This is a genomic window from Nitrosopumilus sp. (assembly GCF_025698945.1).
GTDB lineage: Archaea > Thermoproteota > Nitrososphaeria > Nitrososphaerales > Nitrosopumilaceae > Nitrosopumilus.
The window spans coordinates 17,327-36,541 of record NZ_JAILWM010000005.1 but is presented as its reverse complement, the minus strand read 5'-3'; the positions used below and the strand labels follow the sequence as shown (position 1 = coordinate 36,541).

The window sequence follows — 19,215 nt, the reverse complement described above, 5'->3', positions numbered from 1 at the left end:
ATTGTTTGTGGTAATGAGTAACTAGACAAATCATATATCTGGAAAATATTGAAAAAAATCATGAAGGCACTAGTTTATGAAGAATATACATCATATGATGATTTTGCAAAAATATTAAAAATTAAAGACATCCCAATTCCTAAACCAAAATCTAATGAAGTAGTTTTCAAAGTAAAAACTGCAGCACTAAACTATGATGATATTTGGGGAATGAGAGGTAAACCCTTAGCTGTTCCATTACCTCACATATCTGGAACAGATGCTGCAGGTGAAGTAACCGCAGTTGGCAGTGATGTTAAAAATATCAAAGTTGGAGATAGAGTGGTATCGCATGGTAACATGTCTTGTAGGGTTTGTAAGGCATGTACTAGTGGACGAGAATATGATTGCAAAAAAAGAACAATCTGGGGATTTGAAACAGGACCTCTATGGGGTGGTTATTGTGAATACACACATCTTCCTGAAGTTAATGTTGTAAAAATTCCTGAGAATGTTTCATTTGATGATGCAGCTGCTGCTTCTATGACACTATTGACATCATGGCATATGTTAGTTGGTAGAGCAAAAATTCAACCTGGACAAGTGGTACTAATAATGGGAGGAAGTTCTGGTGTTGGTAACTATGGAATCCAAATAGCAAAACTTTTTGGATGTACAGTGATTGCAACTGCCAGTCCTGATAAACTAGATCAATTATTAGAATTAGGTGCAGATTATGCAGTGGATCATAGAAAAGAAAATTGGCACAAAGAAGTACGATCAATTGCAAAGCAAATTCCTAAACAATATGGTGATGTTCGTGGAGTTGATGTAATTTTTGAGCATATTGGTGGCTCCCACTGGAACAAAGAATTAACATTGCTAAATTACGGTGGAACAATTGTTACAACTGGGGCTACAACTGGATATGATGCAAAGACTGATCTACGCCATATTTTCTTTAAAGGAATCAATATTTTAGGCTCAACTCAAGGGACCCGAGCAGAACTAGAACAAGGTCTCTATTGGATGTCTCAAGGAAAAATAAAATCTATCATCAATTCTGTTTTTCCACTTGAAAGGGCTGTTGAGGCACATAAAAAAATGCTAACAGGTAAAGGACTTTTTGGTAAAATTTTGATGAAACCAGAATTATGATTACTAATGACTGATCCAAAAATAAATTCGATTCTAGATGAAGCAAATAGATTATTTCTTCAAGGACAATACAAAGACGCAATTACATATTATGATAAAATTCTAAATGAGAATCCAAAAAATATTAGCTCACTTAACAACAAGGGATATGCTCTAAGTAAACTCAAGGATTATTCATCTGCAATAGCATGTTATGATGAAGCCCTTAAAATTTCACCTGACGATCTCTCTGTTTTAATTAATAAAATTTCATCACTGAGAAAACAAGGTAATTTCAAAGAAGCACTAGATATATGTGAACAACTTTTAGCATCTAACCCAAAATACAATATTTTACTCTATCATAAAGAGCGAATATTGTTTTCAATGAAAAATTATGAAGAGTCAATTGCTTGTTGTAATTTTATTTTAGATGATTATCCAGACAATGGTGATGTATTGTATGACAAGTCTTGCAGTTTAATCATGTTATCCAAAATAGATGAATCCCTTGATAATCTAGAGCATGCCATTACTCAAGGAGCTCAATACAAAATTAAGGCAAAAAAATCTAAAACATTTGAAAAATTAGCTACAAATCATAGATTTCAAGAACTAGTATCTTGATTATAACCAATGAGGAATTTCTAAATAGCCTTCAATACTCTCATTTCGTAAAATTTTCAATAGTGCATTTGCCTGAGGAGTAGATAATACTGGTTTATCAAATTGGTTATCTGTTGAAATTCTTGGGCATGCAACTTGAATAAAAGCATCAATTCCTTTGAGATTTCTTAATCTTTCATTTGTAATATCAGTTAATGCAAATAATTGAACTTGTTTTCCCTCTTTTTCTAACTCTCTTTTAATTTTTAGAGCAAAGACTTTGGATAATTGACCTTCTTTGAGTCCAACAATTACTCCAAATGTTTTTGCATCTGCTGCCTTGTAAATTGCAAGAGTTGCCTTCTTTTTTAATTTCTGAGCAAATTCTGTTACTTCTCTTACTTCATTAAAGTAAGGATCTAAAACATATGTTGGTAAATTTGTTGATAATGCAATTCCAGCTGCATGAAAATTACTCTGTCCTAAAAAGACGTACGCATCTACTTCTTTTTTTAACTCAGTTGCTGGATAAAATTCACATCCGAAAACCTGTCCATCATTTAACTGTCCTTTACCCTTTCCGATCTTTACAGTAATCCCATTTTCAGATAAAATTTTTTCAACTTTGTCAACTTGATGCAAGTGCTGGCTATCTGTTACAAGTGAAATTGTTTTGCCTCTTAGAATATCTGTGCATTTTTTTGCAACACTATCAAACTCTACATCATCAAATGCATCAATTAAAACAAGATTTTTTTCAAGTGACTCTGTGTTAATCGTATGTCCAATATTGAATTGAATTTCAGCTCCAAGAACTTTAGAACCATTTGAATTCAAATCACATGTTCCCCATGTGGTATCTGCTAAAACATAGGCAGGAATTCCAAATCTTTTTGAAATATTTATCGCAGTTTCTTGAACTTGTGGTAAAATTCCATCAGGACCATTTAGTGAAACCGATGCAGGTTTTTTATCCTCAATTTCTTTGAAAATTCTGTCCTCATCTATAATTATCAATTTGAGCTTGGAATCAGACTTTATTAATTTAAATCAACTGAACCTTACAACAACTAAAAATGATGGATTTATCCAAGTAAATTATGGATAATCAAACCATTCTCAATATTGGATTTGATGATACAGATTCACCTAAGGGTATGTGTACAACGTTTCTTGCATACAAAGTAGTTGACATGCTCCAAAAACAAAAAACTGAATTCCTTGATTTTCCAAGATTGATTAGATTTAATCCAAATATTCCTTGGAAAACAAGGGGAAATGGAGCAGTTTCCCTTAAAGTTAAGACAAATGACCCAACAAAGATAAAAAATCTAATTAAAAATCTAATTTCAAAATACTCTGATATTAAAAATGGTGCAAATCCAGGTTTGGTTTTTTTTGAAAGTGATTCAATTCCAGATGAAATAAAAAAATTTAGCAATTTAGCTTTGTGGCAATTAATTAACAGAAAAAATGCAAAAACTTTTGCAAAAAAAAATAATATGGAATTTTTTTATCAAGGAAATGGTCAAGGATTAGTTGGAGCTATTGGAGCAATAGGATATGATTTTAAAGATCACACATTAGAGCTTTTGAGCTATCGAAAAAAACTAAAGTTTGGTAAGGAGAGAAAGATTTCCACAGAAAGTGTAAAAAATATGCAAGAAAAAACGTATCCTTATACATACAATAGTTTTGATACAAAGAAGGGGAGAGTTTTGATTACCCCTCATGGTCCTGATCCTGTTTTTTATGGGATTAGGGGTGAAAATATTTCTTCATTAATTTCTGCAACTAAAATTATCAAAACAAAAGAAAAATTAGATGGATATATGATCTTCAAATCAAATCAAGGAACTGGTGATCATTTAAAAAATGAATTAACTGCTGATAAAATGAAACCTTATGCATCAGGAAAAATTATTGGAATTGTTTCAAACAAACCAAGAATTGCAAAAGGGGGTCATGTATTTTTTAAAATACTTTCAAAAAATAATGAATTCTGGTGTGCAGTTTACAAACCTACAGGGATGACAAACGTTGCAATACAATTGATTCCAGGTGATAAAATCTCTGCAGGGGGTGGAGTAAGAAAAGCATCAAAAAATTATCCTCGAATCATTAATCTTGAATTCATAAAAGTTATTCATTTAGAAAAAAATCTAACTTTGAAAAATCCTCTATGTAAAAAATGTAATAAAAATATGAAATCTGAAGGTGTAAATCAAGGATTTCAATGTGTTCGCTGTGGTAAAAAATCAACAAAAAAACAAACCATTGAAATTCCCAGAAAAATTCAAAAGAAACTTTACATTCCAATGATCTCCGCTCATAGACACCTTACAAGACCCATGCAGAGAATGGGAATAAATAATAAAAAATCAAAATTCAAAAAATCTCATTCTTGGTTTTATGTATATGGAAACTAGTAGCGGGGAGTAGATTTGAACTACTGAACTGCGGGTTATGAGCCCGCCGGGATGACCTAGCCCTAAATAGTCTGGCTTCCCCACCCCGCTGATACACAAATGATACCCTTCCGTATATACGCTTTATCAAATTCTTGAAAGTAATTAATAGGATTTGAAAAACTTGACACCTTGTGGATAAAAAAATCCAAATTATTGTAATTGTAGTAGCTATAACATTTTCAGTATTTGTTCTAACATCTCCATCAGATCCTATTCCATTACCTAAACCAAATTCAAACACTGAAAGTGATTCAGTTAATATTCTGGCAACTAATCTTGACAAGCCTCGATCAATTGCAGTATCTGATGATAGAATCTTTGTTACAGAAAAAGATGGTTCAATTAGAGTAATTCAAGATAACACTCTTTTAGAATCGCCTCTTGCTGTATTTCGTTCTGCAAATGTTTTTGATGGTGGCTTGCTAGGGATTGCACTTCATCCAGATTTTTCAAATAATCATTATATCTATGTATTTTTGACATATGAAGAAGATGGCAATCTGTGGAATAAGATTTTACAAATAACTGAAAAAGAAAATAAATTACAAGATGCCAAAACAATTCTTGATAAGATTCCGGGTTCTTCTTTTACAAATGGTGGATTTATAAAATTTGGACCTGATGGAAAATTATACATTGGAACTGGAACTGTATCAGATGCATCTCATCTTCCCCAAGATCTTAATTCTTTATCTGGAAAAATTTTAAGAATTAATGATGATGGTTCTATTCCAATTGACAATCCTTTTTCAAATTCACCAGTATTTTCATTGGGATTTAGAAATCCACAAGGGATAACTTGGGATAGTGATGGTAAAATGTATGTTGCAGAATTTGGTCCAGAAAAAAATGACGAAATAAATATTGTTCAAGCTGGAAAAAATTATGGCTGGCCTGAACAAGAATGCTCAGGAGGAGAAGATTACATTGATGCAATTCTTTGTTATGATCCAAGTATAGAGCCAGGTGGGATTTTATTTTATTCAGGAGATAAACTTGATTTTGAATCTCCATTTATCATGGCCTCTATGAGGGCAGCTAATCTATACCAAGTTGATTTTGAAGAAGGACTCAGTTCCCAAAAATCAATTCTAAGTGGAATAGGTAGAGTACGAGATGTAGTGCAAGGTCCTGATGGAAGTCTTTATCTTATTACTTCAAATACTGATGGAAAAGGTTTTCCAGATAGTATGGATGATAAACTATTGAGGATAATAAAATAAAATGCCCGACTCTTCAATCTCAAAACTATTTGAAAAATCCAGAAAAGAAAGATTAGATATTGTGGCCAATTTTGCAAATCTAACACCTGATGAAATAGAAACTCTTCAAAATCCAAACGGTGGTATAACATTTGAAAATGCTGATAAAATGGTAGAAAATGCTATTGGGACTTTCTCACTTCCTTTGGGAATTGCAACAAATTTTAAGATTAATGGAAAGGACTACATCATTCCAATGGTAATTGAAGAACCATCTGTTATTGCTGCAGCTTCAAAGGGAGCAAAAGTTGCAAGAATTAAAGGAGGATTTGAAGCTTCTGCAGATGAATCTTACAGTATTGGTCAAATCCAAGTATTAGATGTAGATGTCCCATTAGCAATTAAAAAAATCAATGATTCAATAATAGATATTCTAACACTTGCAAATTCAAAAAGTAATACTTTATCAAAAATGAATAAAGGGGCTAAAGAAGTCTTTTGTAAAGAAATTGATACTCCTAGAGGTAGAATGCTGATTGTTGAATTATTAATTGATGTGGGAGATGCAATGGGTGCTAATGTTACTAATACAATGTGTGAAGCAGTATCTCCATTAATTGAAAAAATCACTGGTGGAAAAACTCTGCTTAGAATATTATCAAATTATTCTACACAAAGAATTGCAAAAGCAAAGGCAGTTTTTGATAAAGAAGCAGTTGGAGGAGAAAAAGTAGTTGACAATATTATCTTGGCCTTTGAGTTTGCAGATAATGACGTGTACAGAGCAGTTACTCATAACAAAGGAATAATGAATGGAGTCATAGCTGCTGCAAATGCAGTAGGTCAGGATAGTAGGGCTATCGAAGCTGCTGCAAATGCATATGCTGCAAAATCCGGCAAATATCACTCACTTAGCAAATGGAGTAAAGACGATCAAGGAAATTTGGTTGGTGTTTTGGAAATTCCTCTTTCAGTAGGCATAGTTGGAGGAATTGCTAATGTTCATCCTGTAGCCAAAGTCTGCTCCAAAATTTTAGGAGTATCGACTGCTCAAGAACTAGCATGTGTGCTTACTGCAACTGGATTAGCACAAAATTACAGTGCAATAAGAGCTCTATCTACTGAAGGTATTCAAAAAGGTCACATGCGTCTGCATGCAAGAAATATTGCAGCAGCTGCAGGAGCTACACCTGAACAGATAGATGAAATTGTTCAAAAAATGATTGAAGAAAAGAAAATTTCACTTGATAGAGCTAAAGAATTACTTGAGCAAATTTAAACATGCTATTATATACCTAAAAAGTGAAAAAATTGCAAATGTCTGATGTAAAATTTGCTATTCCTAAAGGAAGTTTAGAAGCGGCTACTTTCAAACTATTGGAAAAATCTTGGACTAAGGTTAACCGAAAAGATAGAACTTATCGTGTGTATCTTGATGATCCAAAAATTATTGTAAAGATGCTCCGTCCACAAGAGATTCCAACAATGGTGGCAGAAGGATTGTATGATGTTGGAATTACAGGAAAAGATTGGGTTGGAGAGACTAATTCTGATGTTGAGCCAATTTTAGATTTAGAATATGGTAAAATAAGATTGGTTGTAGCTTTTCCAGACAAATATAACTACAAAAATTTGGATGCAATGATTGCAGATTATGGAAAAAAGAAAAAGACACTTCGAATATCATCTGAATATCTTACAACTGCTTCCAAATTCATTAAGGAATCAAAGTCTTACAAAAAATACTATGGATCAAAAGATCCATTAATTGTTACTCCTTGGGTTAGATTAGGAACTAACAAAGATGTTCAAATTCATTTATCTTTTGGTGCAACTGAGGCAAAACCCCCTGAAGATGTTGATGCCATAATGGATGTAACAGAAACTGGAACCACTCTTAAACAAAATAAATTGAAAATTGTAGATGAGGTTCTAACATCTACAGCACATCTTATTGCAAATAAAAAATCATTAAAGGATCCCAAAAAGCGTGAGAAAATCTTTGATATTGTAACTCTGATGAGAGGTGCAGTACATGGTAGAAAATATTTGCACATCTATCTTAACGTTGAAGAAAAGAACCTAAAGAAACTTCTAGTGCAGATGCCTTCTCTGAAAAAACCTACAATCAGTCCACTAAGTGAGCAAGGATGGTTTGGAGTAAATACAGTCATAAAAAAAGATGAATTCCACAAACTTATTCCTAAACTAAGAAAGATTGCTCAGGGACTAGTAGTTCATGAACCACGTCAAATACTTGAACTTGAGGAGATTAAGCGTGACGAAGAGAATTGATGAGAATTACCAAAGTAAATAATCCTGAAACATTTGCAGCCAAAGCCATCCCAAAACAGCCTCAAAAAAACAAAAAATTAGTCGAATCCATTATCAAGGATGTTCAAAAAAATGGAGATGCTGCAATTCGAAAATATGAAAAAAAATTCAGTGGTGCAAATATTTCATCATTACAACTATCAAAAGCAGAAATAAAAAATGCATACTCAAAGATATCAAAATCTGAAATTACAGCATTACGTATAGCAAAAGCTAAACTCGAAAAGACTGAATCTACTCTTAAATCAATTCTAACAAATAAAACAATAGTCAATTATGGAATAAAAATCTCAAAAAAATTTATTCCCATTCAGAGTGTAGGCTGTTATATTCCGGGCGGATTGGCAAAATATCCAAGCTCTGTCATCATGTCTGTTGTACCGGCAAAAGTTGCAGGTGTAAAGAGAATTGTAGTTGTATCCCCTCCTAATTCTGATGGAAAAATAGATCCACTGACAATTGTAGCTGCTGATATTTGCGGTGCTAATGAAATTTACAAAACAGGTGGTGTTCAATCAATTGCAGCATTATCTAATGGAACAAAATCTATTAAAAAAGTTGATAAAATTGTAGGACCTGGTGGAGCATTTGTAACTGCTGCCAAATTTTTATCAAGTGATCAAACATCAATTGATATGCTTGCAGGCCCTACTGAATTAGGAATAATTGGAGATGATTCTGCGAATCCCAAATTTGTTGCATTGGATCTTATTTCTCAAGCAGAGCACAGCAAAGACACTTTTTGTTATTTAATTACAACATCAGAAAAACTTGCAAAATCTGTAAATGATAATCTCTCAAAACTTATTTTAAAAATAAAGAGAAATGATATTGTTAAATCCAGTTTAAAAAATAATGGATTTATTGCTATTTGTAAAACAAAATCTGATATGATCAAACTTGCAAATATTTTAGCACCTGAACATTTACAAATAATGACAAAGAAATCCACCACAATTTCATCAAAGATTAATTCATCAGGATTAATTTTACTTGGAGAAAATACTCCATCATCAGCTAGTGACTATATTCTAGGCTCAAATCACATCCTTCCAACAGGCGGATTTGGCAAAACACGTGGCTCGTTATCCGTATTTGATTTTATTAAAATAAAATCTGAGATTTCCGCATCAAAGTCATCAATGTCAAAGATTTCAAAATATCTCAAAGTGTTGGCAAATGCAGAAGGACTCCCAAATCACTTTGAGGCAGTAAGAGGTAGATTAAAATGAAAAAAAATTGGTTTGATGAAAAAATAGATAAATTTTCTTCAATTGGTGGATATCAAAAACCAGAACTAATTCAGGATGCTGTAAAACTTGATTCAAATGAGAATTATGTAATACCAAAGCAATTCCAAAATGATGTTATTGCATCAGCTAGAAAAAATTCTGATGTGAGAGAATACCCACTTGGTGGAGTTGAGAGATTAATACAGGTGATATCAAAATTCACAAAAATTCCCACATCCATGATTGGAGTTGGAAATGGCTCTGATCAGATTTTAGATTTAATTTTATCCAATTTTGCATCAAAGGATACCAAAATATTAACATCTAATCCTACATTTGGCTTCTTTGAAGAACGCTGTAAATTATACTCTATTCCACTAATAGCAATTCCATTTTCAAGTGATATGAAATTAAACATCAAAGATTTTGAAAAAGAATCAAGTAATGCTGATATTTTATATCTTGATTCACCAAATAACCCAACAGGATTTCAATTTCCCAAAAATGAGTTACAAAAACTTGTAAAATCATTTAACGGTCTTGTAATAATTGATGAGGCATATGGAGAATTTAGTGATTTTTCGCTTGCAAACATGGTTAAAACTCAAGAAAACTTGATTGTAGTACAGACACTATCAAAATCATTTGGCTTGGCAGGTCTTAGACTAGGATATTTTATCGCAAATAAAAAATTCACAAATGTTTTCATGAATGTACTACAATACCCATATCCGCTAAGTACCATTACCATTGAATCAGGAATTTTAGCTTTACAAAAATCAAAATCTATGATGGATTCAGTAAAACAAATTAAAATAGAGCGTAAAAGAATAATTGAAAATCTCAAAAAATATGATGGCTTTGATGTCTTTGATTCCAAGGCTAATTTTGTATTATTTGATGCCCATGGTTCCTACAAACGAATCTATGCTGCTCTTGCAGAGCAAGGGATTTCAATTAGAAATTTGGGGAAAATTGGAAAAAACAATGGATGTCTTAGAGTTACAATTGGAACTAAAGAAATGAACTCAAAATTTTTACTTGCTATTCGTGATTTATTGGGATGACTTTAGAAAAAAAATCTGAAGGAATCTACGTAGATGATTCTAAAATTAGTATGATTGATGATGTTGATTCAATAATTTTTGATTGTGATGGAGTTTTAATAGATATTACAAAATCATATGATCTTGCAATAATTCAGACTACTCAGTACGTCTTAGAAAATATTGCAAAAATTAATGATGCAATAGATGTAGATTTTAAAATTATTGAAGGATTCAAATCAACAGGTGGATTTAATGATGAAGTTGATCTTACGTATGCAGCAATTATCTCCTTAGTTGCATCAAAAAAATTGAATCAGGATCAAACCGCTTTCATATGGGATGTAATAAAAAATTCTGATTCGACTGGAATTGTATCTGTTGAAAAATTCATTCAAAGCAAAGTAGACATTTCTGAAATAAAAAATAAACTATCTTATCCTGGTGCCCATCATGATAATCCTCTATACAAAATATTTGATCAACTTTTCTATGGTCCTAAATTATATGAAAAATTATTCAAATCACAATCAAATTTTACACAATCAGGATTAATCGATAATGATAAAGTAATTTTAAATGAATTATTACTGCAACAACTAGATAAAAAATTTAATTCTAATATTTCTATGGTTACTGGAAGAGGAAAAGAATCTGTCAGATATTCTTTAGGGGCATTATTGAAAAATTTTGATTTGAATAATTCTGTATTTTTAGAGGATGAATCAAGAGAACTTGCAAAACCTAATCCAAAACCACTCGTTGATTCTATTAAAGGCATGACTAGCAAATCTTGTCTTTATGTTGGTGATTCTATGGAGGATTTTATCATGGCAAAAAAAGCAACCGAGCAAGGATGCAAAACCATATTTTGTGGAATTATAGGCACAAGCAAAAATCCTCATGAAAAACTTGAATTATTTGAGCGCAATGGGGCAATTTTGATACTTGATTCTATCAATCTTCTTCCAAAGGTATTAAATTTAGAATAGGACACATTACATAATCTGTGAGTAAAATGAAACCAAGAAAGGCATCAATTAATCGAGTAACAAAGGAAACTAGTGTTCAGGTGTCTGTAAATATTGATGGAACAGGAAAAACATCCATCAAAACTGGAATTAATTTTCTTGATCACCTAATTGTCTCGTTTGGAAAGCATAGTATGATGGATCTTAAGGTAAATGCCAAATCAAATGATGGTATAGAACACCATCTAATTGAGGATACTGCGATAACAATTGGTCAGGCAGTTGATAAAGCACTAAGTAATAGAAGTGGAATTACTAGATTTAGCTATGCTGCAGTTCCAATGGATGAGTCATTAGCTGAAGCATCAATTGATTTGGTAAAACGTCCATTTTGGAAACTAACTTTATCAGTTAAACGAAGCAAGATAGAAGGAATATCTAAAGAAGATCTAGAACACTTTTTTCAATCGTTACTTCAAAATTTGAATTGCTGTGTACACCTTACTGTAAAGTATGGGGATAATGATCACCACAAAGTAGAATCTGCGATAAAGTCACTTGCAGTAGCTTTTAGAAATGCCTCCTCATTAGATAAAAAACAAAAAGGAATTCCTAGTACTAAAGGTTCTATGTAATGGTCAAACTAGCAATTTTTGATTATGGTGCTGGAAATATTTTCAGCTTGAAGAATTCTCTAGAAAAAGCAGGGGCAACCATAGATGTAATTTCGGATTTTAACAGACCTAATGAGTATTCAGGGTTATTATTGCCTGGGGTTGGTAATTTTGATCCTGCCATTAAAAGTATAACAAAAACATCCAAAACAGATTTCAAAGAATTTGTTAAAGATACCACTCCAGTCTTGGGAATTTGCCTTGGAATGGAGATGTTCTTTGAGAAAAGTGAGGAAGGAAAAGAAAAGGGATTAAATGTAATTGATGGGGAAGTGATTGTTTTACCGCCTACTCTTAAAGTTCCTCACATGGGATGGAATGATCTTGAGATAAAAAAAACAGGAAAAATTTTAGAGGGCGTGAAGAATGGTTCCTGGGTTTATTTTGTTCATTCCTATAGAGTAAAACCATCTTCAAATGATGTAATTACTGCTGAATCTGATTATGGAATTAAAGTTCCAGCAGTTGTTGAACAAAATAATTTTATTGGAACTCAATTTCATCCAGAAAAATCAGGCAGTGTTGGAAAAATAATGATCAATAATTTTCTTGATGTGTGTAAACGATGAAAATAATTCCTGCAATTGATCTAATGAGTGGACAAGTAGTTAGACTCTACAAGGGTGATCCAAAACAAAAAACCATTTACAGTGATAATCCCATAGAGATAGCAAAAAAATGGGAAGAAAAAGGTGCTGATATGCTTCATGTTGTTGATTTGGATGCAACACTGGGAATTGGTTCTAATCTTGAGATAATAAAAGAGATTCTCAAAGAGATTTCAATTCCGGTAGAGATTGCTGGTGGTCTTAGGAATGAATCTTTAATTCTAGATGTTGCAAAAATTTCAAGTAGAATAGTTATTGGAACATTGGCCTTTAAAGACAAAGAACTATTGAAGAAGCTACTTTTATCATTAGGTTCTGAAAAAATTGTTATTTCAGTTGATCACAAAGACGGTGAAATTCTAATTCATGGATGGCAAGACACAACTGGAATTAAGTTAATTGAATCTGTAAAAGAATTCCTTGAAATGGGATTTACTGAATTTTTACTCACAAATGTAAATCGTGATGGGACAATGCAAGGACCTGATTTAGTATATCTAGAACAAGCTTGCAATTTACAAAATGCTAATATCATTGCTAGTGGTGGAATTTCAAATATTGATGATGTAAAAGATGTTAAAGACAAAAAAGCATTTGGAGTGATTTTGGGCAAAGCACTATATGAAAATAAAATTACTATTGAGGGAGCAAAATCAATATCATGACCTTAACAAAACGAATTATTCCCTGTCTTGATGTTAAAAATGGACGAGTTGTAAAAGGATTACATTTTGAATCAATCAAAGATGCAGGAGATCCTGTTGAATTGGCTGCAAAATATAGTAAAGAAGGTGCAGATGAATTAGTGTTTTTAGATATTACTGCATCAGATGAGCAAAGAAAAACCATAAAAGAATTAGTACGAAAAGTTGCATCTGTAATTGATATTCCATTTACCGTTGGTGGTGGAGTTAAATCATTAGATGATGCAAGAAATATTCTACTGAACGGAGCTGATAAAGTTGGAATCAATACTGGCGCAATAAAAAATCCTAAAATAATTACAGAATTTATGGAATTATTTGGAAGGCAATGTGTTGTAGTTGCCATTGATGCTAAAAGAAACTATGAACTCAAAGCAGATGTCAATGTATTCTATGATGGTGAAAAACAGTTCTGGTTTGAGGTTTTCATTTATGGTGGCAAAGAGGGAACTGGTATGGATGCCATAGCATGGGCTAAAAAAGCTGAAAAACTGGGAGCAGGAGAAATTTTGCTTACCAGCATTGACAAAGATGGCACAAAAGATGGCTATGATGTTTTACTTACAAAAGCAATTGTGGAATCTGTTTCTATTCCTGTAATTGCATCAGGTGGATGCGGAAAGCCTGAGCATATCGTGGATATCTTTAGGAAATCTAATGTTGATGCCGCATTGGCTGCATCCATTTTTCACTATGCAACACATGGTGTTCAAAGCGTAAAATCCTATCTTAAAGAACAAAAAATTCCTGTAAGATTATAATATATGATTGGTAAATAAATAAAATGAACAAAACCATTGATGATATAGATTTTGAGAAAAGTGGTGGTCTAGTACCAGTGATAGTTCAAGATGCAAACACAAAAGATGTTCTGACTCTTGCATATTCAAACAAGGAATCTTTAGATCTTGCAAAAAAGACTGGAAACTCTTGGTTTTGGAGTCGTTCACGAAACAAACTTTGGATGAAAGGAGAAGAGTCTGGCAACACTCAAAAAATCAAAGAGATCTTAGTTGATTGTGATTCTGATGCAGTAATTTATCTTGTAGAACCATCCGGTCCTGCTTGCCATTTGGGTGAGAAAGTCTGCTTTCACAATACTTTGGAAAAATAACTAACAAACAGGCACTTGATAATCTTCTTCTTCCCCTGGAAGAATCTCATCTGTAATTTTGAATTTCAAATTTTCATAATCTGTTCCTCTAAACACAACTGTCCATTCACCTACAATGTCATCTATTGAGCATATTTTACTTGTTTTTGAAAGTTTAGGTTCAATGTAATAATTGAATGCATTTTTCTTTGCACCATCAAACGGAATTGTCTGGTAAACAGAATAGTACGTATCATTGAGTGGTCTTAGAAATGCTACCTGCCCTTTCTCCTGAGAACTTAACCCTCCAATAACTAAAAATATTTTTTCACCAAGAACATATTCACTACGATCAATTTGGAATGGTCCTGATGTGATCCAGTCTCTTGGTTTTGGCGAGTATTCTTCTTCCAAGTTAGTTTTTTCAATCTCATCAAGTTTTTCTTGAATTTCTGGCGTAATCTCTTCGTCTGGAGATACTTCTCTATCTAATGTGTCTTCAACTTCATACACATCTGATTCCTCCATAATTGATATTGCTATAGCTAAAATCACTGCAAAAATTCCTATACCTGCTGTAATACCTACAATTACGCCTTTTTTCATGCAATTTGTTTTTCAAAAATCACTAAAAACCTTGCTCATAAATGAAAAATTAACAAAAATCTGTATTTTTCTCTATTTTTCCAAAAAAACATACACTGCTATGTGATTTTTGTAATATATGCAATAACATTCATTATATTTTTTAATGCTTAAAGTTAAGTGACACTTAACTTGATATTAGGATTTTTTATGTATAATTTAACAGGAATGATTGATCTTGGCTAGAACCTCACTGCAATGCAGAGAATGCAAAAAAGACTATGATGATACCTTCAAGTATATCTGCGATGAGTGCTTTGGTCCACTGGATGTCAAATATGATTTTCCTGCAATAAACAAGGATGCTTTTTCTAACCGTGAGCATTCGTACTGGAGATATTTTGAACTACTTCCAATAGAGAGTAAATCAAACATTGTAAGTATTGATGCAGGAATGACACCATTGACCAAAGCTGAAAATCTTGGCAAAAAACTAGGACTAAATAATCTCTACATAAAAAACGATTCTGTAAACCCTACATTCTCATTTAAAGACAGACCTGCAGGTGTTGCAGTATCAAAGGCAAAAGAGTTTGGATTATCAGCTGTTGGTTGTGCATCAACTGGCAATTTGGCATCAGCAACTGCTGCACATGCTGCAAAAGGCGGATTTCCATGTCATGTGTTTGCACCAAGCAACATTGAGATGGCAAAGATTGCACAGGCACTATCATATGGTGCAAACTATATCGCAGTTGATGGAACATATGATGATGCAAATAGAATTGCAGCACAGATTGGTGATTCAAAAGGAATTGGTATAGTCAACATTAACATGCGCTCACACTATGTAGAAGGATCTAAAACATTTTCATTTGAAGTTGCAGAGCAGCTTGGATGGCAGGTACCTGATCAACTAATAGTTCCTGTTGGTAGTGGTGCAATGCTTAATGCTATTTGCAAGGGATTTGAGGAGCTAGAAACTGTTTCATTGTTAGGTGATATAAGTAACATGCACATGATTGCAGCACAACCACATGGATGCGCACCAATAGTTGATGCATTTAAGAAAAACTCCAAAGAAGTAATTCCTGTTGAGAATCCTGATACTGTAGCCAAAAGTCTTGCAATAGGTGATCCTGGAGATGGCAGATATGTCTTGAAGAGATTGGCACAGTACAATGGATTTGCCGAAGAATGCAACAACAAAGAGATCCTTGATGCGATATTGTTATTGGCTCAGACAGAAGGAATCTTTACCGAGCCTGCAGGAGGCGTGTCTGTATCTGTACTGCAAAAGATGGTGGAACAGGGAAAAATTGACAAAAATGACAAGGTAGTATGTTATGTTACAGGAAACGGCCTAAAGGCAACTGAATCAATAATGGAAGTACTCAAAAAGCCTGATGTTATGAAGGCAGATGTTTCGGAAATATCGGCGGAAGTAAGTTAGAATGGCAAATATTACATTTACAATTCCATCAGTTCTAAATTCTGGTGGAGGTGAGAAAAAGACGCCAATTACTGCAAACTCTTTACAAGACGCATTTGCAAAGATATCTGATGTAATGGGTGATGACTTTAAACGACGAGTTTTGGAAGGTGATGGCACTCCTCGATCTTTGATTAATATTTACATTAATGGCAAGAATGCAAAATTCTCTGGTGGCATGGAGACTGCACTAAATGATGGTGATGAGGTGTATATCTTGCCTGCAGTTGCAGGAGGTTCTGATGAATTATCAAAAAAAGAACTTGACAGGTATTCACGACAAGTGATGCTTGAAGAGATTGGATATGGCGGTCAGCTAAAACTAAAGAATGCTAAAATTTGTGTGGTTGGAACTGGTGGTCTAGGTAATCCAATAACTACAAGACTAGCTGCAATGGGTGTTGGAACATTACGTATAGTTGACAGAGATGTCATAGAACTATCAAACTTGCACAGGCAGACGATGTTTGATGAGGATGATGTTGGACAAGTTAAGGTTGAAGTTGCTGCCAAGAAGCTGCAAAAACTAAATCCTGATTGTAAAATAGAAGCACTAGCTGTTTCTGTTAATGAATATACCGCACTTGAAGTCGTTGAAGGATGTGATGTTGTAGTTGATGCACTAGATAGTGTCAATGCAAGATATGCACTGAATAAAGCCTGTGTAAATTTTGGAATTCCATTTGTAACTGGCGCTGCAGTTGGAGTATCAGGTCAGGTATTTACCATTCTGCCAAAAGAGAGTGCATGCTACTTTTGCATGTTTCCTGATCTAAACGAGGATACCATGCCTACATGCAGCCTTGAAGGCGTTCATCCATCCATACTGTCTATAGTTGGAGGCATAGAGGTTGCAGAAGCAGTCAAAGTTGTAATGGGAAAAAAACCCAGTCTGTCTGATAAAATACTGCACATTGATATTGAGAATCTTGACTTTACGACAACTAGAACATTTAGAGCAGAAGAGTGTCCTGTATGCGGAGCAGGTAAAGCACAACAAGTTGTAAAAGAGGAACTAATCCTAGAGGAGTTATGTGGACGTAACCGTGGAAAGAGAACATTCTCAATAACTCCAACTAGTACATTTGATGTTGATGTGGATACCGTTACCAACATTGCAAAGCAGAAAGGGTTTCTAGTTGATAATCAGGGCTCACTAGGATTGTCACTTCGAACAAACGATGTGTCAGTCAGTTTTATGAAGAGAGGATCTGCAGTTATTGTCGGGCCAAAAGATGAAAAAGAGGCAGTATCATTGTACAATGAACTGCTTGGAATCTCAAAACCAGCAAATTAATTATCTAGATATTTCTAAATTATTTTATGAATAAGATAATTCTGTTTTCATTTGTGTTATTGCTATTTCCGTTGAGTAATTCCTTTGGTGTCACTCAGACTGAACTTGGTGATGATATCTTTATTTTTGTTCAAACTACCATTAGAAACTCCGATGGAATACTTGTTGTATACCTAGAGTCCACGAAATTCTCTGATCTGAACCTGCCTGCACTAGAATCATTTTTGGACTTTGAGGCATCTCGTGGAAACGATCCAGTAATTACCATTAATGGAGAGCAATTTCAAGTAATTCGTAGAATACAATCCTACTCTTTTGATTCTGAACAATTAGTTGCAAGTACCATTTTATCTGATGTGATTGATGACAAGCCAACCGTTCTTGCTAGATTTGCACATGACGGCTATACTACTGTACCTGGTGATACTTTGGAATCAATGTGGACCTTTGTCAGGCCTGTCGCTTAGATAGCAATACTCCAACACCTATTGCAAAGAATACCACTAAAGGCACAAATCTGTATGGCTGGTTTGTCTGTGTTGTAAAGCCTGTAACTATTGGTGCAATTAGTAGCATACCTGAGATTAATACCATTAATGATTCCCCATGCCTTACTCCATTTCTTGATACAATGAATAGTCCTACCACTAGTGGAATGATAAACAGCATTACCAGACCGTCTGATCTTAACTGGTATGCAAATGATGTCCATCCCATCTGGAACTCTTTTGCATCAAATGATTCCTCTGTTCCTTGGGTTGGGGATAGACTTCCAGTAGCTGCAATTGCACCAACTAGAATCATTCCAGCAGTTATCCCTGATAGAATAATTTTTTGTCTTTTTGATATTTGACTTCTCAAAATAAAGTAGATTGACATTGGCAGAAATGCTACCGTTAGCGCCTTTGACGGAATGGATAGAAGATATGATACTGGTGATAGCGGCCAGAACTTGTATACTGTGTACAATGATATTAGATAAAATAAAATCCAAAAGTTTGTGTAAGAGACTGATGTATCATATGTCAGAAAGACTGAGCTCTGCAGTAAAATTATTGTAGATACAATTCCTGCAAATCTTTTGTTTGTAATTTTTGTTGTAATTATGTATGTTGTAATTAGTAGTGCAATGCTTGCTAGAAATGCTGCTACCTTATAGTTTCCAAAAATCTCCATTGATGCAGATAGGAGAGCATATCTGACATGTGGCTCAAATGATGATATGGTATCAATTGACCAAGTATCTAGTCTCTCTTTGACTCCGATATAGTCCTCAAATTGCTCTTGTGATGATAATTCACCTGCTGTTGCTGCAATGTAGATTATCAATAAGATTGCTAAAGCAATTACAGATACTTTTTTTGATATCTCAAAAGAGAATATTCTCTCAAATAGTTTGGATAGTGGTGTAATCTTTTTTTTGTGGTGGAGAAATGCCAGTCCAAAAATAATGATGCTTGTGATGATTACACCGCCAGACCAGATACCCGTCTCAAAAGGATCTGGTGTTACTGGTTGAATTCCTGGAATTTGAACAGTATCTGATGCTAAAATTAAAGCAGGAAATATCACTGATACAAAGCTGATTAGAACTACACTTGTTGAGAAAACAAACACAATCCATGGAATAACGGTTCTTTTTGTGCCTGAATCCATCTTTTTGGCACTCTGTTTCTTTGCCATGCCTAGATTTTGGTTCTCATACATGAATAAAATCTGAACGGTGATGAATTTGCAGCTTACTTTGGGTCATTTTTTTTGGATTCACAATAAATAATTTCAAT

The 19,215-nt window shown here is 33.7% G+C and carries 20 protein-coding genes and 1 tRNA gene; 17 read left to right on the top strand and 4 right to left on the bottom strand.

Going from position 1 to position 19,215, the window contains the following annotated elements; translation table 11 throughout:
• The first annotated feature begins 60 nt into the window (after positions 1-60).
• On the top strand, positions 61-1,137 hold the full coding sequence (locus K5790_RS09745) for a zinc-binding dehydrogenase (protein ID WP_297594602.1): 1,077 nt from the start codon (positions 61-63) through the stop codon (positions 1,135-1,137).
• 6 nt (positions 1,138-1,143) lie between these two features.
• Positions 1,144-1,743, top strand: coding sequence for a tetratricopeptide repeat protein (locus K5790_RS09740; RefSeq protein ID WP_297594600.1), 600 nt, complete (start codon positions 1,144-1,146; stop codon positions 1,741-1,743).
• Here the strand turns inward: K5790_RS09740 and dph2 are convergent, their stop codons facing one another.
• A complete protein-coding gene (gene dph2, locus K5790_RS09735) occupies positions 1,744-2,739 on the bottom strand; it encodes a diphthamide biosynthesis enzyme Dph2 (RefSeq protein WP_297594598.1) in 996 nt (331 codons plus the stop codon).
• An 83-nt stretch (positions 2,740-2,822) separates the two neighbouring features.
• Between dph2 and K5790_RS09730 the strand changes: the two genes are divergently transcribed.
• A complete protein-coding gene (locus K5790_RS09730) occupies positions 2,823-4,151 on the top strand; it encodes a tRNA(Ile)(2)-agmatinylcytidine synthase (RefSeq protein WP_297594596.1) in 1,329 nt (442 codons plus the stop codon).
• Here the strand turns inward: K5790_RS09730 and K5790_RS09725 are convergent.
• Positions 4,152-4,241, bottom strand: a tRNA-Met gene (locus K5790_RS09725).
• 83 nt (positions 4,242-4,324) lie between these two features.
• On the opposite strand from K5790_RS09725, the gene K5790_RS09720 reads away from it, so the two are divergent.
• From K5790_RS09720 to hisI, 11 genes are read left to right on the top strand one after another with little or no spacing between them, the layout of a single operon-like run.
• A complete protein-coding gene (locus tag K5790_RS09720) occupies positions 4,325-5,416 on the top strand; it encodes a PQQ-dependent sugar dehydrogenase (RefSeq protein ID WP_297594594.1) in 1,092 nt (363 codons plus the stop codon).
• A gap of 1 nt (position 5,417) precedes the next feature.
• Entirely contained in the window at positions 5,418-6,674 is a 1,257-nt protein-coding gene (locus K5790_RS09715; protein ID WP_297594592.1) for a hydroxymethylglutaryl-CoA reductase, degradative, read from the top strand.
• Between the two features lie 38 nt (positions 6,675-6,712).
• On the top strand, positions 6,713-7,690 hold the full coding sequence (gene hisG / locus K5790_RS09710) for an ATP phosphoribosyltransferase (RefSeq protein WP_297594590.1): 978 nt from the start codon (positions 6,713-6,715) through the stop codon (positions 7,688-7,690).
• On the top strand, positions 7,690-8,961 hold the full coding sequence (gene hisD, locus K5790_RS09705) for a histidinol dehydrogenase (RefSeq protein WP_297594588.1): 1,272 nt from the start codon (positions 7,690-7,692) through the stop codon (positions 8,959-8,961). Before hisG ends, hisD begins: the two co-directional genes overlap by 1 nt.
• Positions 8,958-10,028: a histidinol-phosphate transaminase gene (hisC, locus tag K5790_RS09700; RefSeq protein ID WP_297594586.1), complete on the top strand. Its 1,071-nt coding sequence runs from the start codon at positions 8,958-8,960 to the stop codon at positions 10,026-10,028. Before hisD ends, hisC begins: the two co-directional genes overlap by 4 nt.
• Positions 10,025-10,999, top strand: a complete 975-nt coding sequence (locus K5790_RS09695; protein WP_297594584.1) for an HAD family hydrolase — start codon at positions 10,025-10,027, stop codon at positions 10,997-10,999. Before hisC ends, K5790_RS09695 begins: the two co-directional genes overlap by 4 nt.
• 26 nt (positions 11,000-11,025) lie before the next feature.
• The gene (locus K5790_RS09690; RefSeq protein ID WP_297594765.1) at positions 11,026-11,613 is read left to right on the top strand and encodes an imidazoleglycerol-phosphate dehydratase; all 588 of its coding nucleotides are present in this window, start codon (positions 11,026-11,028) and stop codon (positions 11,611-11,613) included.
• Positions 11,613-12,221 (top strand): imidazole glycerol phosphate synthase subunit HisH, encoded by a 609-nt coding sequence (gene hisH, locus K5790_RS09685; RefSeq protein WP_297594582.1) that lies wholly within the window; start codon positions 11,613-11,615, stop codon positions 12,219-12,221. Before K5790_RS09690 ends, hisH begins: the two co-directional genes overlap by 1 nt.
• Entirely contained in the window at positions 12,218-12,925 is a 708-nt protein-coding gene (gene hisA, locus K5790_RS09680) for a 1-(5-phosphoribosyl)-5-[(5-phosphoribosylamino)methylideneamino]imidazole-4-carboxamide isomerase (protein ID WP_297594580.1), read from the top strand. The genes hisH and hisA overlap by 4 nt, the downstream gene beginning before the upstream one ends.
• Entirely contained in the window at positions 12,922-13,725 is an 804-nt protein-coding gene (hisF, locus tag K5790_RS09675; protein WP_297594578.1) for an imidazole glycerol phosphate synthase subunit HisF, read from the top strand. Before hisA ends, hisF begins: the two co-directional genes overlap by 4 nt.
• A 23-nt stretch (positions 13,726-13,748) precedes the next feature.
• Positions 13,749-14,078, top strand: a complete 330-nt coding sequence (hisI, locus tag K5790_RS09670; protein ID WP_297594576.1) for a phosphoribosyl-AMP cyclohydrolase — start codon at positions 13,749-13,751, stop codon at positions 14,076-14,078.
• Here hisI and K5790_RS09665 read toward each other — a convergent pair whose 3' ends face one another.
• The gene (locus tag K5790_RS09665) at positions 14,079-14,663 is read right to left on the bottom strand and encodes a hypothetical protein (protein ID WP_297594575.1); all 585 of its coding nucleotides are present in this window, start codon (positions 14,661-14,663) and stop codon (positions 14,079-14,081) included. It abuts the gene before it with no gap.
• 217 nt (positions 14,664-14,880) lie between these two features.
• Between K5790_RS09665 and K5790_RS09660 the strand changes: the two genes are divergently transcribed.
• Genes K5790_RS09660 through K5790_RS09650 form a run of 3 tightly spaced genes read left to right on the top strand, consistent with a single transcriptional unit; the run spans position 14,881 to position 17,898 of the window.
• On the top strand, positions 14,881-16,095 hold the full coding sequence (locus K5790_RS09660) for a threonine synthase (RefSeq protein ID WP_297594573.1): 1,215 nt from the start codon (positions 14,881-14,883) through the stop codon (positions 16,093-16,095).
• Between the two features lies 1 nt (position 16,096).
• Positions 16,097-17,431 carry a ThiF family adenylyltransferase gene (locus tag K5790_RS09655; protein ID WP_297594571.1) on the top strand — a complete coding sequence of 445 codons (1,335 nt, stop codon included), beginning with the start codon at positions 16,097-16,099 and terminating at the stop codon, positions 17,429-17,431.
• Between the two features lie 26 nt (positions 17,432-17,457).
• A complete protein-coding gene (locus K5790_RS09650) occupies positions 17,458-17,898 on the top strand; it encodes a hypothetical protein (RefSeq protein ID WP_297594569.1) in 441 nt (146 codons plus the stop codon).
• Here the strand turns inward: K5790_RS09650 and K5790_RS09645 are convergent.
• Complete coding sequence (locus K5790_RS09645; RefSeq protein ID WP_297594567.1) at positions 17,882-19,114, bottom strand: hypothetical protein; 1,233 nt, start codon at positions 19,112-19,114, stop codon at positions 17,882-17,884. The two genes, K5790_RS09650 and K5790_RS09645, sit on opposite strands and share 17 nt — an antisense overlap.
• Positions 19,115-19,215 lie beyond the last annotated feature (101 nt).

Bases quoted from the DNA above. Each gene is read 5' to 3' on its own strand.
- K5790_RS09665 (WP_297594575.1), bottom strand. From the start codon at position 14,663: ATGAAAAAAGGCGTAATTGTAGGTATTACAGCAGGTATAGGAATTTTT.
- hisD (WP_297594588.1), top strand. From the start codon at position 7,690: ATGAGAATTACCAAAGTAAATAATCCTGAAACATTTGCAGCCAAAGCC.
- hisI (WP_297594576.1), top strand. From the start codon at position 13,749: ATGAACAAAACCATTGATGATATAGATTTTGAGAAAAGTGGTGGTCTA.
- K5790_RS09650 (WP_297594569.1), top strand. From the start codon at position 17,458: ATGAATAAGATAATTCTGTTTTCATTTGTGTTATTGCTATTTCCGTTG.
- K5790_RS09740 (WP_297594600.1), top strand. From the start codon at position 1,144: ATGACTGATCCAAAAATAAATTCGATTCTAGATGAAGCAAATAGATTA.
- hisF (WP_297594578.1), top strand. From the start codon at position 12,922: ATGACCTTAACAAAACGAATTATTCCCTGTCTTGATGTTAAAAATGGA.
- hisC (WP_297594586.1), top strand. From the start codon at position 8,958: ATGAAAAAAAATTGGTTTGATGAAAAAATAGATAAATTTTCTTCAATT.
- K5790_RS09655 (WP_297594571.1), top strand. From the start codon at position 16,097: ATGGCAAATATTACATTTACAATTCCATCAGTTCTAAATTCTGGTGGA.
- K5790_RS09745 (WP_297594602.1), top strand. From the start codon at position 61: ATGAAGGCACTAGTTTATGAAGAATATACATCATATGATGATTTTGCA.
- K5790_RS09715 (WP_297594592.1), top strand. From the start codon at position 5,418: ATGCCCGACTCTTCAATCTCAAAACTATTTGAAAAATCCAGAAAAGAA.
- K5790_RS09690 (WP_297594765.1), top strand. From the start codon at position 11,026: ATGAAACCAAGAAAGGCATCAATTAATCGAGTAACAAAGGAAACTAGT.
- K5790_RS09730 (WP_297594596.1), top strand. From the start codon at position 2,823: ATGGATAATCAAACCATTCTCAATATTGGATTTGATGATACAGATTCA.
- K5790_RS09645 (WP_297594567.1), bottom strand. From the start codon at position 19,114: ATGGCAAAGAAACAGAGTGCCAAAAAGATGGATTCAGGCACAAAAAGA.
- hisA (WP_297594580.1), top strand. From the start codon at position 12,218: ATGAAAATAATTCCTGCAATTGATCTAATGAGTGGACAAGTAGTTAGA.
- hisG (WP_297594590.1), top strand. From the start codon at position 6,713: ATGTCTGATGTAAAATTTGCTATTCCTAAAGGAAGTTTAGAAGCGGCT.
- K5790_RS09695 (WP_297594584.1), top strand. From the start codon at position 10,025: ATGACTTTAGAAAAAAAATCTGAAGGAATCTACGTAGATGATTCTAAA.
- hisH (WP_297594582.1), top strand. From the start codon at position 11,613: ATGGTCAAACTAGCAATTTTTGATTATGGTGCTGGAAATATTTTCAGC.